The sequence below is a fragment of the Pantoea sp. X-Soil-YNGN-785 genome, from assembly GCF_059730585.1.
Map to the genome: position 1 here is coordinate 1,104,495 of NZ_AP035942.1, position 14,841 is coordinate 1,119,335.

Below are 14,841 nucleotides of genomic sequence, written 5' to 3' on the forward strand. Positions count from 1 at the left end.
CTCTTAGACACTTTTAGATAACATTTTTCGGTGAGTGTGGATCGACATCACAATGCCGAATCCCGCCATAAGCACGATAAGCGCGGAGCCGCCGTAACTGACGAGCGGCAGCGGCACGCCAACTACCGGTAAGATACCACTAACCATGCCAATGTTAACGAAAACATAAACGAATAAAATCAGCATTAAACCGCCCGCCATGACCCGGCCAAACGTGGTCTGCGCGCGGGCTGCGACAACCAGTCCCCGCATGATCAGCAGCAGATAAAGGGTCAGCAGCAGCAGTACGCCAACCAGACCCAGCTCTTCGGCCAGAACCGCGAAGATAAAGTCGGTATGACGCTCCGGCAAAAATTCCAGCTGAGACTGGGTGCCCTGCAGCCAGCCTTTGCCGCGCAGTCCGCCTGAACCAATGGCGATTTTCGACTGGATGATGTGATAACCGGCACCCAGCGGATCTGTTTCAGGGTCGAGCAGCATCATGACGCGGTCACGCTGATAGTCGTGCATCAGGAAGAACCACAGAATCGGGATAAAAGCCGCGACCAGCAGAACGGCAACGCCAATCAGTTTCCAGCTCATTCCCGAAAGGAACAGGACAAACAAACCGGAAGCGGCAACCAGAATCGAGGTGCCGAGATCGGGCTGTGCGGCGACCAGCAGGGTCGGCACGAAGATCAGCAACAACGCAATGCCGGTGTTTTTCAGGGTTGGCGGACAGACATCGCGGTTAATAAAGCGCGCCACCATCAAGGGCACCGCGATTTTGGCAATCTCCGAGGGCTGAAAGCGAACAAAGCCGAGATCGAGCCAGCGCTGCGCCCCTTTACTGATCTGCCCGAAGGCATCGACCGCCACCAGCAGAATGACGCAGACAATATAGAGATAGGGTGCCCAGCCCTCATAAACGCGCGGCGGCACCTGCGCCAGCACAATCATAATCACCAGTCCCATCGCGATCTGACCGAGTTTACGCTCCATCATGCCGGGATCCTGACCACTGGCACTCCAGATCACCACGGCGCTGTAGGTCAGCAGGCCGAGAATGATCAGCATAAACAGCGGATCGATGTGGATGCGCATCCAGATCGATCGTTTCTGCGGACTATCTTGCATCGACATGTTTATTCACCTTCATAACCGGGCGGCACAGGGGCGGCGTCCGGCAGGACAGTATTGTTATCACCCAACATAATGTGATCCAGAATCTGGCGCATGACGGTGCCGACAGCCGGACCGGCGCCACCGTTTTCCAGGATAATGGTCACTGCGACCCGAGGCTTGTCATAAGGGGCAAACGCGGTCATTAATTTATGGTCGCGTAATCGTTCAGCAATTCTGTGGGCGTTATAGGTTTCGTTCTCTTTCAGGCCAAAGACCTGCGCCGTACCGGACTTGGCGGCAATTTTATAAGGCGCATCAGCAAAGCTTTTGTGTGCAGTACCGTTGGGGCGATTCGCCACGCCGTACATACCATCTTTGGCGATTTCCCAGTAGCCGGAATGAATATCACCGATCGGGGCTTCTGGCGGCTGGCGATAGGGCACAAGGGTCCGGCCTTCGCGGGTGGCGCGCAGCATATGCGGCACCTTGACGACGCCGTCGTTGATCAGAATCATCATCGCTTTGTTCATCTGCAATGGGGTAGCCGTCCAGTAACCCTGGCCGATCCCCACCGGAATTGTGTCACCCTGATACCACGGCTTTTTAAAGCGTTTCATTTTCCAGTCGCGGGTTGGCATGTTACCGGCGCTCTCCTGCGGTAAGTCGATGCCGGTCCGGCTGCCGTATCCGAATTTATTCATCCACTCTGACAGTCGGTCGATACCCATGTCATAGGCGACCTGATAGAAGAAGGTATCGGCAGACTCCTCCAGCGCTTTGGTGACGTTAAGACGACCGTGCCCCCACTTTTTCCAGTCGCGGAAGCGCTTTTCTGAACCAGGAAGCTGCCACCAGCCCGGATCGAACAGGCTGGTGTTGCGGTTAATCACGCCCGCACTCATGGCAGAGACCGCCACATAAGGTTTCACTGTTGAAGCCGGTGGGTAAGCCGCCTGAATCGCACGGTTATAGAGTGGGCGATTTTCATCTTCCAGCAGGCCGCGATAATCCTTACTGGAAATGCCGTCGACAAACAGGTTGGCATCGTAACTGGGTGTGGAGACCATGGCGAGAATTTCGCCGGTGCGCGGATCGCTGACGACAACAGCAGCGCGACTGCCCGCCAGCAGGGTCTCGACATACTGCTGCAGTTTGAGATCGATAGTCAGATAGATATCACGGCCAGCCTGAGGTGACTCCTCGTGCAGCTGGCGAATAACCCGGCCCCGGTTGTTGACCTCAACCTCTTCAAAGCCGGTTTTGCCGTGCAGCAGACTCTCGTAATACGCTTCAATGCCCAGCTTGCCGATGTCGTGCGTGGCGGCGTAGTTCGGCCATATGCCTTCTTTATCGAGGCGTGCAACGTCACGATCGTTGATTTTTGAGACGTAGCCGACCACATGCGTCAGCGTGGCGCCGTAGGGGTAGTAGCGGCGCTGATAACCTTTAACTTCCACGCCGGGAAAGCGGTACTGATTGACCGCAAAGCGTGCCACCTGAACTTCATTCAGACCGGTTTTAACCGGAATGGAGGTAAAGCGACGCGAGCGTTTGCGCTCTTTCTGGAAGTTTTCGAGGTCTTCGTCCGTCAGCTCAAGAACAGGGCGTAAGTTTTCCAGCGTCTGCTGCAGGTTATCAACTTTCTCCGGCACCAGTTCTGCCTGATAGATGGTGCGGTTCAGTGCCAGCGGCGTGCCGGTGCGATCGTAGATAATGCCGCGGCTGGGCGCGACAGGCACCAGTTTAATGCGGTTCTGGTTGGAGCGGGTGCTGTAATCATCAAAGCGAAGAATCTGCAGATGGTAAAGGTTAACTACCAGTACTGAAGAGAGCAGTAAGATACCGACGAAGGCGATGAACGCCCGACGGACAAAGAGTTTCTGTTCGGCGCTGTAATCGCGAAAGGCGTTGCTTTGTAATTTCATCCGCTACTTGTCATGTCTGATGTGGGCTGATCGGTCATTCACGATGATAAGGATGATTAGTCGTTATACTCCAGGCCCGGTACAGACTTTCGGCCACCAGCACGCGCACCAGCGGATGAGGTAACGTCAATGCTGACAGTGACCAGCTCTGCTCTGCCGCCGCTTTACAGGCGGGAGCCAGGCCTTCAGGCCCGCCAATCAGCAGGCTGACATCGCGACCATCCAGCTTCCAGCGTTCAAGCTGCTGCGCCAGCTGCGGGGTTTCCCACGGTTGGCCAGGAATATCCAGCGTGACAATGCGATTGCCTTTGCCGACCGCCGCCAACATCGCTTCCCCCTCTTTTTCAAGGATGCGTTTGATATCAGCATTTTTGCCGCGTTTACCTGCGGTGACTTCGGTCAGCTCAAACGGCATATCTTTCGGGAAGCGGCGCAGATATTCCATGAAACCGGTCTGCACCCAGTCGGGCATTTTTGTGCCGACGGCAACAAGTTGCAGTTTCACCGATTAACCCCAGAGTTTTTCCAGCTCATACAGCTGGCGACTCTCTTCCTGCATCACATGTACGATGACATCACCCAGATCAACCACAACCCAGTCTGCCGCGCCTTTGCCTTCAATGCCTAATGGCATCAGGCCCGCTAAACGGGATTCCTGCTCAACGTGTTCTGCGATCGAAGTCACATGACGCGTGGAGGTGCCGGTGCAGATGATCATGAAATCGGTGATGCTGGATTTGCCCTGAACGTCGATGGTGACAATGTCCTGGCCTTTGAGATCATCAATCTTATCAATAACGAACTCTTGGAGTGCTTTACCTTGCAAAAGGTTCCCCTTGGAATCTGGTGGTATCGGGCTGGCTGTAAGCCCGGAGAGTGCAGCCAAAATTTAAGCGGCGCAGTATAGCATGCCCGGATCAGTCGCGATATAAGCCTTCGCGGTCGATATAGTCGATAACTGCCGCAGGCAACAGGTCGTCGCAGGGCTGGTTCTGATGGCGACGACGACGGATTTCAGTCGCCGAAATGTCATAGAGCGGGGTTTCCGCCAGCCAGATATGGCCTGCGGGCTGCTGATGCAGTTGCCGGATATCCTGAGCAAGGTTTTGTTCGAGCCACTGCTGCATCTCCGGCGCGTCAAACCGGGTCGGATAGCCGGGGCGCTGGCACACCAGCAGATGGCAGAGTGACAGCAGATCCTGCCAGCGATGCCATTTCGCTAAGCTCAGCAGGGAATCCTGACCAATAATAAAGCCCAGCGGCTGTTCTGCACCGCGTTCGGCGCGCCAGGCTTCCAGGGTAGTTACGGTCCAGGAGGGGGTGTCGCGCTCCAGCTCACGGGTATCAATCTCAAACAGCGGTAAGCCGCGGATCGCACAACGCAGCATTGCCACCCGCTGGGCAGCACTGGCTTCCGGTTGCGGGCGATGCGGTGGCACATTGTTTGGCAGCAGCGTCACATGCTGCAGTCCGGTCTGCTGAGCCAGCGCTTCGACCGGACGCAGATGACCAAAATGAATCGGGTCGAAGGTGCCACCAAACAGCGCGTGTAACTCAGACATGGGCAAAACTCGTCGGAAAAGCACGACTGCTGAGCAGCAGCGTCAGGGTCTGTAACTGTGGCCACACCGGCTGCCCATAGTCCTGTTTCAGGGTGATCTCAATCTGGCTCAGCAGATGAATGGCGCGTTGCAGACGCGTGGCGTCCAGGCGTTGCAGTGCGTCGGTGAACAGCGCGCGGCGGTTCTGCCAGATCCGCTGCTGATCCATCAGCGTACGCAGCGGCTGCTGCGACTGGTGGCGCTGCAGATGCAGCAGTGTCAGCAAATCGCGCTGCAGCGTACGCAACAGAATCACGACCTCGCTCTCTTCTTTCTCCAGCTGATGCAGGATATGCAGCGCGCGACGGCTCTTACCCGCCAGCAGAGCATCCACCCAGTGGAAGGGGGTAAAGTGTGCGGCATCACTGACTGCCTCTTCAACACGGGGCAGGGTCAGCTTGCCGTCAGGCCACTGCAGCGAGAGACGCTCCAGCGCCTGGGCCAGCGCCAGCAGATTACCTTCATAGCAGTAACACAACAGCTGCACAGCTGCGTCATCGACCGAGAGTTTCAGCGCCTTAGCGCGATTCACGACCCAGCGCGGCAGTTGCGCCTGTTCAGGCGTCTGGCAGGGCACTAAAACTGCAGAGGCGGACAACGCTTTAAACCAGGCGCTGTTTTCCTGCGCTTTGGTCAGCTTTGGCATCCGGCAGATCAGCAGAATATCGGCGTGCAGCAGCTTAGAGAGCTTAACCAGCTGCTCGGCCATTGCGGCGTTGGGAGCATTCTCGGGGAATTGCAGCGTCATGGTCTGACGCTGCGCAAACAGACTCAGTGACTGACAGCTGACAAACAGGCTCTCCCAGTCGGTCTGGGCGTCCAGCGTAAAACTAAAATGTTCTTCAAATCCCTGTGCGGTTGCGGCGGCACGGATGGCATCCGCACTCTCCTGCAACAGCAGCGGTTCGTTTCCGGCTAACAAATAACAGGCGCGCAGCCCCTCACGGAGCTGCGCGCTGAGTTGCTCAGGGTAAATCCTGATCATTGCAGGCTGGTAGCAGAGGAAGACGGTGCTTCCTGTGAACCCTGACCCGGAACCGGAATCACTGACGCCGGTAAGGTCTCTTTGTTGTTGATCTGTGCAGCATGCACGGTCAGCAGTTTACGTACCAGCTGTTCGGCAGCACGCTGACGCATCTCCTGCGTAATCAGATCCTGCTCAGCATCTTTCGCCAGCGCAGCATTCGGGTTATCGAAGAATGAACGATAAACCGTGGTGCTGATTGGGTAGATTCCTTTGCCCGGCAACAGGACCTGCGCCGTAAGGGTCATGACCAGCTGATACTCAGCAGAGGTGCCGCTGATAAAGACCGATGCGGTGTTACGTCCCGATACCTCAGGACCCAGACGCAGCGTCGGAATATCGGTGCGGTTCTGTTTGTTGTCTTCAACGATGGTGACATCGTTGATACGCAGTTGCTGACGCACGGTACGCGCCAGCGGTCCATACGGATCGCCGGTTGAAACAATCAGGGTTTTCAGTTCGCTGGGCACCTGCGTGGTGCCGCGCGGATGAAAACCACAGCCAGCGGTGATCACCACCGCCAGCATGACAAACAGCCTGATAATCGGATGTCGCACAGTTCCTCCTGAACTTAACCTACGACCAGGTTAAGCAGTTTGCCCGGTACATAAATGACTTTACGGATAGTCACGCCGTCCAGATACTTCGCCACCAGATGCTCCTGCGCAGCGCGTGCCTGAACCTGTTCCTGTGTTGCATCGGCAGGTACGGTAATTTTGCCACGCACTTTACCGTTCACCTGCACCACGACCAGCAGTGAATCTTCAACCATAGCGGCTTCATCAGCCACCGGCCAGCTCGCTTCGTCGATGGTACCTTCGCCACCCAGCGTCTGCCACAGAACATAGCAGGCGTGCGGGGTAAACGGATAGAGCAGACGGACGATAGCCAGCAGCGCTTCCTGCATCAGAGCGCGATCCTGCTCGCCTTCCTGCGGCGCACGCGCCAGTTTGTTCATCAGCTCCATAATCGCTGCAATGGCGGTGTTGAAGGTCTGACGACGGCCAATATCATCCGCCACTTTGGCGATGGTTTTGTGCAGGTCGCGACGCAGCGATTTCTGCTCGTCATTCAGGCTCTTCACATCCAGCGCCACGGTCGCACCCTGTGAGGTGTGCTCGTAGACCAGCTTCCAGACACGCTTCAGGAAGCGGTTAGCCCCTTCAACGCCCGACTCCTGCCACTCCAGCGTCATATCTGCCGGTGAAGCAAACATCATGAACAGACGTACGGTATCCGCGCCATAACGCTCAACCATCAGCTGTGGGTCGATGCCGTTGTTTTTCGACTTCGACATTTTACTCATGCCCGCGTAGATCACTTCGCGGCCTTGCGTATCCACCGCTTTCACTATGCGGCCTTTCTCGTCACGCTCAACCTCAACGTCAACCGGTGAAACCCAGTTACGCTCGCCGTTGTTACCGAGGTAGTAGAAGGCGTCAGCCAGCACCATGCCCTGGCACAGCAGACGTTTGGCTGGTTCATCAGAGTTCACCAGGCCCGCGTCACGCAACAGCTTGTGGAAGAAGCGGAAATACATCAGGTGCATGATGGCGTGTTCAATACCACCCACATACTGATCGACCGGCAGCCAGTAGTTTGCCGCGGCCGGATCCAGCATGCCTTCTTTGTAGCTGGCGCAGGTATAGCGCGCGTAGTACCAGGAGGACTCCATGAAGGTGTCAAAGGTGTCGGTTTCACGCAGAGCAGGCTGGCCGTTCACCGTGGTTTTCGCCCACTCCGGATCGGCTTTGATCGGGCTGGTAATGCCATCCATCACCACATCTTCCGGCAGGATCACCGGCAACTGGTCTTCAGGTGTCGGCATTACGGTGCCATCTTCCAGCGTGACCATTGGGATTGGTGCGCCCCAGTAGCGCTGACGGGAAACACCCCAGTCGCGCAGACGGTAGTTCACTTTACGCACGCCCACGCCTTTTGCCGCCAGAGAATCCGCAATGGCGGTAAACCCTGCGGCGTGATCCAGACCGTTGAACTCACCTGAGTTAAACAGCGCGCCTTTGTCGGTCATTGCCGCGGCGCTGACGTCAGGAATAGAGCCATCCAGGTTGAGTACCACTGGCTTGATCGCCAGATCGTATTTAGTGGCAAACTCCCAGTCGCGCTGGTCATGCGCCGGGACCGCCATGACAGCGCCGGTGCCATATTCCATCAGCACGAAGTTAGCGACCCAGACCGGGAGAAGCTCACCGGTGAGCGGATGAATAACAGACAGGCCGGTCGCCATGCCTTTCTTCTCCATGGTCGCCATATCGGCTTCGGCCACTTTGGTGTTGCGGCATTCAGCGATAAAGTCAGCCAGTGCCGGATTGTTCACCGACGCCTGGGTTGCCAGCGGATGACCCGCCGCAACGGCGACATAGGTTGCGCCGATAAAGGTATCCGGGCGGGTGGTGTAGACGGTGACTTTCTCTTCGCTGTCAGCAACGTCGAACGTGATTTCGACGCCTTCAGAACGGCCAATCCAGTTACGCTGCATGGTTTTGACCTGCTCAGGCCACTCTTCCAGCGTATCCAGGTCGTTCAGCAGCTCTTCCGCATAATCGGTGATTTTGATAAACCACTGCGGGATCTCTTTGCGCTCAACTTTGGTGTCGCAGCGCCAGCAGCAGCCATCGATCACCTGCTCGTTCGCCAGCACCGTCTGATCGTTCGGGCACCAGTTCACGGCGGAAGTTTTTTTATAGACCAGGCCTTTCTCATACAGTTTAGTGAAGAACCACTGTTCCCAGCGATAGTACTCTGGCTGGCAGGTCGCCAGTTCACGACTCCAGTCATAGCCAAAGCCCAGCAGTTTAAGCTGGTTTTTCATGTAGGCGATATTGTCGTATGTCCAGGGAGCCGGTGCGGTGTTGTTTTTGACCGCAGCGCCTTCCGCAGGCAGGCCGAAAGCATCCCAGCCAATCGGCTGTAGTACGTTTTTGCCGAGCATACGCTGATAACGCGCGATTACGTCGCCGATGGTGTAGTTACGAACGTGGCCCATATGCAGGCGGCCAGAAGGATAGGGCAACATGGAGAGGCAATAGTATTTCTCTTTACCTTCCTGCTCAGTCACTTTAAACGTTTCGTTTTCATCCCAGTGTTGCTGCACACGGGATTCAATCTCTTCCGGGCGGTATTGCTCTTGCATGGCTGCCTGTGGTCCTTTATGAATAACATTTTTCGGGCTCTGTGATCCGCATAGCATACCCATAAGGCCGCGTATCAACAACACTTCCCACTTTTGCTGGCACGATTTCTGCTGAAAGCGTCAGCCTCTTCACCCTTTTGTAATTCACTGTACAGACGACACGGCAAAAGCCGCATTGCGACTAAACTTAATTCAGCGAGGGTCTGCATAAAGGAGAATAAAATGAATAAAGTAGCTCAGGAATATCGCGAGTCGTTAGCCGTACTGACCGAACGTCTCCGTCAGGGCGATCGTAACCTTGATGAGCTGATTGCCGGTCGACGCAGCCAGTTACGGGTGCGCGATGACATGACGGAAAAAGAGATTGATCAGGCGCTGAGCTCGGTGCGCCGTGATTTGGGCGAGTTTGCACGCAGTTATACCGATGTGGAAGAGCCGCTGGCGGATTCACTGTTTATGCGCATTATTCGTGAGAGCGTCTGGAAAGAGCTGGCGGATATCACCGATAAAAGTCAGCTGGAGTGGCGCGAAGTCTTCCAGGATCTGCATCATCACGGTGTGTATCAGAGCGGTGAAGTGGTGGGGCTGGGCAATCTGGTGTGTGAGAAGTGTCAGTTTACCCGGGCGATCTATACGCCGGAAACCCTGTCGCGCTGTCCGGAATGCGGCAACGACCAGTTTCAGCGTCAGCCTTTTGAACCCTGATAACAACAACGATGCGGGCCACTCAGGTGACCCGCATAGGTTATTTAGTGCAGAATTTTAGCGAGGAAATCTTTCGCACGGTCAGACTGTGGGTTATTAAAGAAGTCATCTTTATTGGTGTCTTCGATAATTTTCCCTTCATCCATAAAGATCACGCGATTGGCCACTTTACGGGCGAAGCCCATCTCGTGTGTTACCACCATCATCGTCATTCCCTCCTGCGCCAGCTCAACCATCACATCCAGCACTTCGTTGATCATTTCCGGATCCAGCGCGGAGGTCGGTTCATCAAACAGCATCGCGATAGGATCCATGCAGAGCGCACGTGCAATCGCCACGCGCTGCTGCTGACCGCCGGAGAGCTGGCCAGGAAACTTCTCGGCATGCGCTGACAGTCCCACACGCTTCAGCAGTTTTAGCCCTTTATCGCGGGCCGCCGCTTTGTCACGCTTCAGCACTTTTACCTGTGCCAGTACCAGATTGTTGATAATGCTCAGATGCGGGAACAGCTCGAAGTGCTGAAACACCATACCGACCTGACTGCGAAGTTGTGCAAGGTTGGTTTTTTTGTTGTTCACCTCGGTGCCGTTGACCGCAATCACGCCCTGCTGAACAGGCTCAAGTCCGTTCACCGTTTTGATCAGCGTCGATTTACCGGAGCCGGACGGCCCGCAGACCACCACTACCTCACCGGTTTTGACCTCGGTTGAGCAGTCGGTCAGCACCTGAAAGTGACCATACCACTTAGAAACATTTTTCAGGCTAATCATTTAAACCGTCCTTTTTCTTTTCAGATAGCTGACCAACAGCGATGCGCTCAGGCTGATAACGAAGTAGACCAGACCTGCAAACAGAACCATTTCAACCTGGGTGCCGTCGCGCTCACCAATGGTGGACGCGGTACGGAAGAAGTCCGCCAGGCTTAAGACATAGACCAGCGAGGTATCCTGGAACAGCACGATACCCTGCGTTAGTAACAGCGGAACCATGGCGCGGAACGCCTGCGGCAGGATGATCAGTCGCATTGCCTGCCACTGTGTCATACCCAGCGCCAGCGCGGCGTTGCCCTGTCCACGTGAAATACTGATGATGCCGGCACGAATGATTTCTGAGTAGTAGGCCGCTTCAAACAGCGAAAAGGCGACCATGGCGGAAATCAGCCGGATATCGGTTTTCGGCGACAGGCCCAGCACCTGCTGCAGGAAACTCGGGACCACCAGATAGAACCACAGCAGCACCATCACCAGCGGCACCGAGCGGAACAGGTTGACGTAGATTTTGGCGAACCAGCTGACGGGCTTAAAGCTCGACAGACGCATCACCGCCAGCAGGGTGCCCCACAGAATGCCGAAGACCACGGCGGTAATGGTGATCTTGAAGGTAATCACTAAGCCGTTAAGCAGATAGGGCAGGCTGGGTGTAATCGAACTCCAGTCAAAATCGTACATTACTTGCCTCCCGCATTGCCTGGCAGCCGAACTTTGCGCTCGACCAGACTCATCAACAACATAATCACCAGGTTAATCGCGACGTAGGCCAGCGTAATGGCGGTAAAGGATTCATAGGCGTGAGCAGAATAGTCGAGCAGTTTGCCCGCCTGTGCCGCCATATCGACCAGACCAATGGTGGAGGCGATAGCGGAGTTCTTCACCAGGTTCAGCATTTCCGAGGTCATCGGCGGCACAATCACGCGATACGCATTCGGCAGCAGGACATAGCGATAGGTCTGCGGCAGCGTTAATCCCATCGCCAGACCGGCATTTTTCTGTCCTGCCGGCAGTGACTGAATGGCTGCGCGCACCTGCTCGCAGACGCGGGCGGCGGTAAACAGGCCAAGACAGATCATTGAAGAGAGGAAGAACTGAATGTTGGGGTCCAGCTCAGACTTAAACCACATGCCAAGCTTTTCGCCCACCAGTTCGGGCGCGACCAGATACCAGAAGAAGAACTGGACGATCAGCGGGATATTACGAAACAGTTCCACATAGCAGGTGCCAATGGTCGACAGCAGGCGATTCGGCACGGTGCGCAGAATGCCGAAAAATGAACCCACGCAGAAGGCGATAATCCAGGCGCAGCAGGAGACGGCGATCGTCACCTGAAAACCGGACCACAGCCAGCCGAGGTAGGTCGTGTTACCGAACGGGGCCTGTTCGAGGAATATGCCCCAGTTCCAATCGATACCCATAACGAGCTCCGGAAAAAAAGGGTAGCTAAGCTACCCTGAAGATTGATGAACGGCGTTTTATTGCCTGACTCAGGGGAACGACCCGGGTCAGTCAGTCTGTCCATGCCGCGGTTTCAGCAATCGAGAGGGCAGCCAGGCCGCCCTTGTTATACCCGCCGTCTTTCAGGCTGCATTTTGTTGGCGATGTTCACGCATCCAAATGCCTTACCTGAGTAAGGTCACCGGGATGCATTCTCCTGCCGACTCAATGCAACCTGAGATCCATTGGGTATTTTTTTGTTAATTCAGTGCTTTGTCATTTGGCGTTTTGAACAGGGCTTTCATGTCATCAGAGAGTTCAAAATTCATGTTCAGATTCTTTGGTGGAATCGGCTGTTTGAACCAGGTATCGAACCATTTTTCTGCCTGACCTGAGGTCTGGGCTTTAGCAATGGTTTCATCGACCAGCGCTTTAAACTGCGGATCATCTTTACGCAGCATGCAGCCATAGGCCTCTTTTGACTGTGGCGTACCTAAGATTTCCCAGTTATCCGGCTTTTTGGCTTTGGCGCGTTCGCCGGCCAGCAGAGCATCATCCATCATGAAAGCCACGGCACGGCCGGTTTCCAGCGTACGGAAGGAGTCGCCGTGATCTTTGGCGCTGATGATGCGCATATCCAGTTTCTGTTCGTCGTTGAGTTTATGCAGCAGCACTTCAGAGGTGGTTCCTGAAGTCACGACCACGGTTTTGCCTTTCAGATCGGCGAAATCTTTGATCGGGCCATCTTTTTTAACCAGCAGACGGGTGCCGATGACAAAAATGGTGTCAGAGAATGCGGCCTGTTTCTGGCGCTCAAGGTTGTTGGTAGTGGAGCCACACTCATAATCGTAAGTGCCGTTTTGCAGCAGCGGAATACGGTTTTGTGAGGTGATCGGGATCATTTTGACCTGCAGGTCCGGCTTGTTCAGCTTCGCTTTAATGGCTTCCACGATGGCGTTTGAGTAAGCCTGTGAATAGCCGACGACTTTTTGCTGGTTGTCATAGTAAGAAAAGGGAACTGATGATTCGCGATGCCCGACCACAATGACGCCGTTGTCATTGATCTTCTTCAGGGTGCCGCTGAGATCTTCCGCCTGGGCCGCTCCCGCCGCTGCGCTGATCAGCAGAAGAGATAATGCCACTTTGCGTAGTTGCATGTTCCAACTCCTTCGTATGAAAAAGGCCCAGGCTATTACCTGTGCTGATTATGATGTTGTGTCTGTTATTTGCTGCGTTTCTGCTCATTCTGCGGATTAAATGGGCGCAGAAGAGTCACTAACATAGCGGATTGTTAACGCAATGAAACAAAAAAGTTTCTTTTTTGCGAGGCGATCCGCACCAAAAAAAGGCAAATATCTTACTCTGCGCGTTAGCGGTGCAGCAGAAGCGACTGTTTTGGTGCAACCTGCCAGGCGACGGCGCCTGCAATCCGCCTGTCGGCGAAAAACAGTGAAACATTCTGCAATCATCGTGCCAGAAAGCGGTGCAGCGCGAGAAAGCCAGCAGAGTATGTGGTCAGGGGAGTGAGATATACCGGGGAGGCAGTAAAGAAAAAAGGCCAAGCCTGCGCTTCGCCTTTAAGGATCGGATAGGTTACCGGCGTCGACGCAGCAGAGCTATCAACGCCGCCATCAGCGTCAGTGACCAGACTGGCCAGATGCCCGCCCGCGCATACGGGGTTTCACCCTGCGTCGGCGTGACCTTGCTGGTCAGCACATCGCGGGTAAACTGCGGCAGCATCGCCTCCACATCACCACTGGCATTGACCACCGCCGTCACGCCGTTGTTGGTGCTGCGCAACAGCGGACGTCCCAGCTCCAGCGCCCGCATTCTCGCCATCTGGAAGTGCTGCCATGGGCCGATTGAGTGACCAAACCAGGCATCGTTCGAAACGGTCAGCAGGAAATTAGTGTCGGGATGGAAGTTAGCCCGCACCTGTTCACCGAGCACAATCTCATAACAGATGGCGCTCGTCAGGTTATAGCCCGCCACGCTGAGTTGCGGCTGGAGATAGTTGCCACGGCTGAAGGCTGACATGGGCAGATCGAAGAACGGGGCCAGCGGACGCAGCAGATCGGCCAGCGGCACAAATTCGCCAAACGGCACCAGATGATTCTTCTGGTAACGATTGCCGCTGAAGTAGTTGTACGGCGTTTTGCCGCCCAGCACGATCACGGTGTTGTAGTCGTGATAACGATTCTGCTCCAGCCGGGAGTCAACGATGCCGGTGACCAGCGAACTGCCGCGTTCACGCAGTTCATCATCCAGCGAACGCAGGAACGGCTGCTGATTGCTTTCCAGATCGGTAATTGCCGACTCTGGCCAGATAATAATCGGCGCCTTACCCATCAGCGGCTGACTCAGACCGTTATAGATGCGCAGGGTCGTGAGCAGTTGTTGAGGATCCCACTTCATCGACTGCGGGATATTTCCCTGCACCAGCGCCACTTCTACGGCACGCTCCGGCATTGGCTGAACCCACTGGATGTAGCGCAGCGGCCACGGCAGGGCCAGCAGCAGCAACGCCGCCACCAGACTTCTGACGTTGCGCTGCTGCAGGGCATAAGCCAGCAGGCCAGCAATGACCATCAGCAGGAAGGTCAGGGTCTCTACACCCGCCAGCGGGGCCAGGCCTTTTAACGGACCATCGATCTGGCTGTAACCAAACTGCAGCCACGGAAAGCCGGTCAGCACCCAGCCGCGCAGGAACTCGGTCATCTGCCACAATGCCGGTGCAGCCAGTGCCAGCCGCCACAGCGTCGTGCGCGGCCAGATGCGATTCAGTACACCGGCAAACAACGCCGGGTAGATCGACAGATACGCCGCCAGCAGCGCCACAATAAAGACATTAACCGGGCCAGGCATACCGCCAAAGGTGGCGACACTGACGTAAACCCAGTTGATGCCGCTGCCGAACAGACCTAAACCCCAGACAAAGCCGATCGCGGTGGCCTGTGGGCTGGAGCGGTTCAGGGTGAGCAGTTGTAAGCCGCACAGCGAGAGCAGGGCGGCGGGCCAGAAATCGTAAGGAGAGAAGGCGAGGGTGCCCAGTGCACCCGTTATTAAAGCCAGCAGCAGGCGAACCCGCTGGCGCGGGTAGAGTGAGGCTAAAGCCATAGAC

At 55.6% G+C, this 14,841-nt stretch carries 14 protein-coding genes; 1 reads left to right on the forward strand and 13 read right to left on the reverse strand.

The features are described from left to right. Positions 1-3: 3 nt before the first annotated feature. From mrdB to leuS, 8 genes are all read right to left on the reverse strand, one after another. A complete protein-coding gene (gene mrdB, locus AC6I8E_RS05045; protein WP_033784531.1) occupies positions 4-1,116 on the reverse strand; it encodes a peptidoglycan glycosyltransferase MrdB in 1,113 nt (370 codons plus the stop codon). Positions 1,117-1,124: 8 nt separating this feature from the next. Beyond that, the gene (gene mrdA, locus AC6I8E_RS05050) at positions 1,125-3,029 is read right to left on the reverse strand and encodes a peptidoglycan DD-transpeptidase MrdA (RefSeq protein ID WP_013357097.1); all 1,905 of its coding nucleotides are present in this window, start codon (positions 3,027-3,029) and stop codon (positions 1,125-1,127) included. A 34-nt stretch (positions 3,030-3,063) separates the two neighbouring features. After that, positions 3,064-3,534, reverse strand: a complete 471-nt coding sequence (gene rlmH, locus AC6I8E_RS05055) for a 23S rRNA (pseudouridine(1915)-N(3))-methyltransferase RlmH (RefSeq protein WP_013357098.1) — start codon at positions 3,532-3,534, stop codon at positions 3,064-3,066. A gap of 3 nt (positions 3,535-3,537) precedes the next feature. Next, positions 3,538-3,855: a ribosome silencing factor gene (gene rsfS, locus AC6I8E_RS05060; protein WP_013357099.1), complete on the reverse strand. Its 318-nt coding sequence runs from the start codon at positions 3,853-3,855 to the stop codon at positions 3,538-3,540. Between the two features lie 91 nt (positions 3,856-3,946). Then, positions 3,947-4,591, reverse strand: coding sequence for a nicotinate-nucleotide adenylyltransferase (gene nadD, locus AC6I8E_RS05065; RefSeq protein ID WP_061061898.1), 645 nt, complete (start codon positions 4,589-4,591; stop codon positions 3,947-3,949). Further along, positions 4,584-5,615 carry a DNA polymerase III subunit delta gene (gene holA / locus AC6I8E_RS05070; protein WP_497824500.1) on the reverse strand — a complete coding sequence of 344 codons (1,032 nt, stop codon included), beginning with the start codon at positions 5,613-5,615 and terminating at the stop codon, positions 4,584-4,586. The genes nadD and holA overlap by 8 nt, the downstream gene beginning before the upstream one ends. Beyond that, positions 5,612-6,211, reverse strand: a complete 600-nt coding sequence (lptE, locus tag AC6I8E_RS05075) for an LPS assembly lipoprotein LptE (protein WP_013357102.1) — start codon at positions 6,209-6,211, stop codon at positions 5,612-5,614. Before lptE ends, holA begins: the two co-directional genes overlap by 4 nt. Before the next feature lie 14 nt (positions 6,212-6,225). After that, entirely contained in the window at positions 6,226-8,808 is a 2,583-nt protein-coding gene (leuS, locus tag AC6I8E_RS05080) for a leucine--tRNA ligase (RefSeq protein WP_095707562.1), read from the reverse strand. 222 nt (positions 8,809-9,030) lie between these two features. Between leuS and AC6I8E_RS05085 the strand changes: the two genes are divergently transcribed. Continuing rightward, a complete protein-coding gene (locus tag AC6I8E_RS05085; RefSeq protein WP_013357104.1) occupies positions 9,031-9,513 on the forward strand; it encodes a zinc ribbon-containing protein in 483 nt (160 codons plus the stop codon). A gap of 44 nt (positions 9,514-9,557) precedes the next feature. Here AC6I8E_RS05085 and AC6I8E_RS05090 read toward each other — a convergent pair whose 3' ends face one another. From AC6I8E_RS05090 to lnt, 5 genes are all read right to left on the reverse strand, one after another. Continuing rightward, positions 9,558-10,283, reverse strand: coding sequence for an amino acid ABC transporter ATP-binding protein (locus tag AC6I8E_RS05090; protein WP_013357105.1), 726 nt, complete (start codon positions 10,281-10,283; stop codon positions 9,558-9,560). Then, a complete protein-coding gene (gene gltK, locus AC6I8E_RS05095) occupies positions 10,284-10,961 on the reverse strand; it encodes a glutamate/aspartate ABC transporter permease GltK (protein ID WP_013357106.1) in 678 nt (225 codons plus the stop codon). Next, positions 10,961-11,701, reverse strand: coding sequence for an amino acid ABC transporter permease (locus AC6I8E_RS05100; RefSeq protein WP_013357107.1), 741 nt, complete (start codon positions 11,699-11,701; stop codon positions 10,961-10,963). The genes gltK and AC6I8E_RS05100 overlap by 1 nt, the downstream gene beginning before the upstream one ends. A 279-nt stretch (positions 11,702-11,980) precedes the next feature. After that, positions 11,981-12,877 carry an amino acid ABC transporter substrate-binding protein gene (locus AC6I8E_RS05105; protein WP_013357108.1) on the reverse strand — a complete coding sequence of 299 codons (897 nt, stop codon included), beginning with the start codon at positions 12,875-12,877 and terminating at the stop codon, positions 11,981-11,983. Between the two features lie 436 nt (positions 12,878-13,313). Next, positions 13,314-14,837 carry an apolipoprotein N-acyltransferase gene (lnt, locus tag AC6I8E_RS05110; protein WP_497824501.1) on the reverse strand — a complete coding sequence of 508 codons (1,524 nt, stop codon included), beginning with the start codon at positions 14,835-14,837 and terminating at the stop codon, positions 13,314-13,316. Positions 14,838-14,841 lie beyond the last annotated feature (4 nt).

What these genes read in the sequence shown, in the direction of transcription:
- mrdB (WP_033784531.1), bottom strand. Translation starts at nt 1,116, where the DNA reads ATGCAAGATAGTCCGCAGAAACGATCGATCTGGATGCGCATCCACATC.
- mrdA (WP_013357097.1), bottom strand. Translation starts at nt 3,029, where the DNA reads ATGAAATTACAAAGCAACGCCTTTCGCGATTACAGCGCCGAACAGAAA.
- nadD (WP_061061898.1), bottom strand. Translation starts at nt 4,591, where the DNA reads ATGTCTGAGTTACACGCGCTGTTTGGTGGCACCTTCGACCCGATTCAT.
- holA (WP_497824500.1), bottom strand. Translation starts at nt 5,615, where the DNA reads ATGATCAGGATTTACCCTGAGCAACTCAGCGCGCAGCTCCGTGAGGGG.
- leuS (WP_095707562.1), bottom strand. Translation starts at nt 8,808, where the DNA reads ATGCAAGAGCAATACCGCCCGGAAGAGATTGAATCCCGTGTGCAGCAA.
- AC6I8E_RS05085 (WP_013357104.1), top strand. Translation starts at nt 9,031, where the DNA reads ATGAATAAAGTAGCTCAGGAATATCGCGAGTCGTTAGCCGTACTGACC.
- AC6I8E_RS05090 (WP_013357105.1), bottom strand. Translation starts at nt 10,283, where the DNA reads ATGATTAGCCTGAAAAATGTTTCTAAGTGGTATGGTCACTTTCAGGTG.
- gltK (WP_013357106.1), bottom strand. Translation starts at nt 10,961, where the DNA reads ATGTACGATTTTGACTGGAGTTCGATTACACCCAGCCTGCCCTATCTG.
- AC6I8E_RS05100 (WP_013357107.1), bottom strand. Translation starts at nt 11,701, where the DNA reads ATGGGTATCGATTGGAACTGGGGCATATTCCTCGAACAGGCCCCGTTC.
- AC6I8E_RS05105 (WP_013357108.1), bottom strand. Translation starts at nt 12,877, where the DNA reads ATGCAACTACGCAAAGTGGCATTATCTCTTCTGCTGATCAGCGCAGCG.
- lnt (WP_497824501.1), bottom strand. Translation starts at nt 14,837, where the DNA reads ATGGCTTTAGCCTCACTCTACCCGCGCCAGCGGGTTCGCCTGCTGCTG.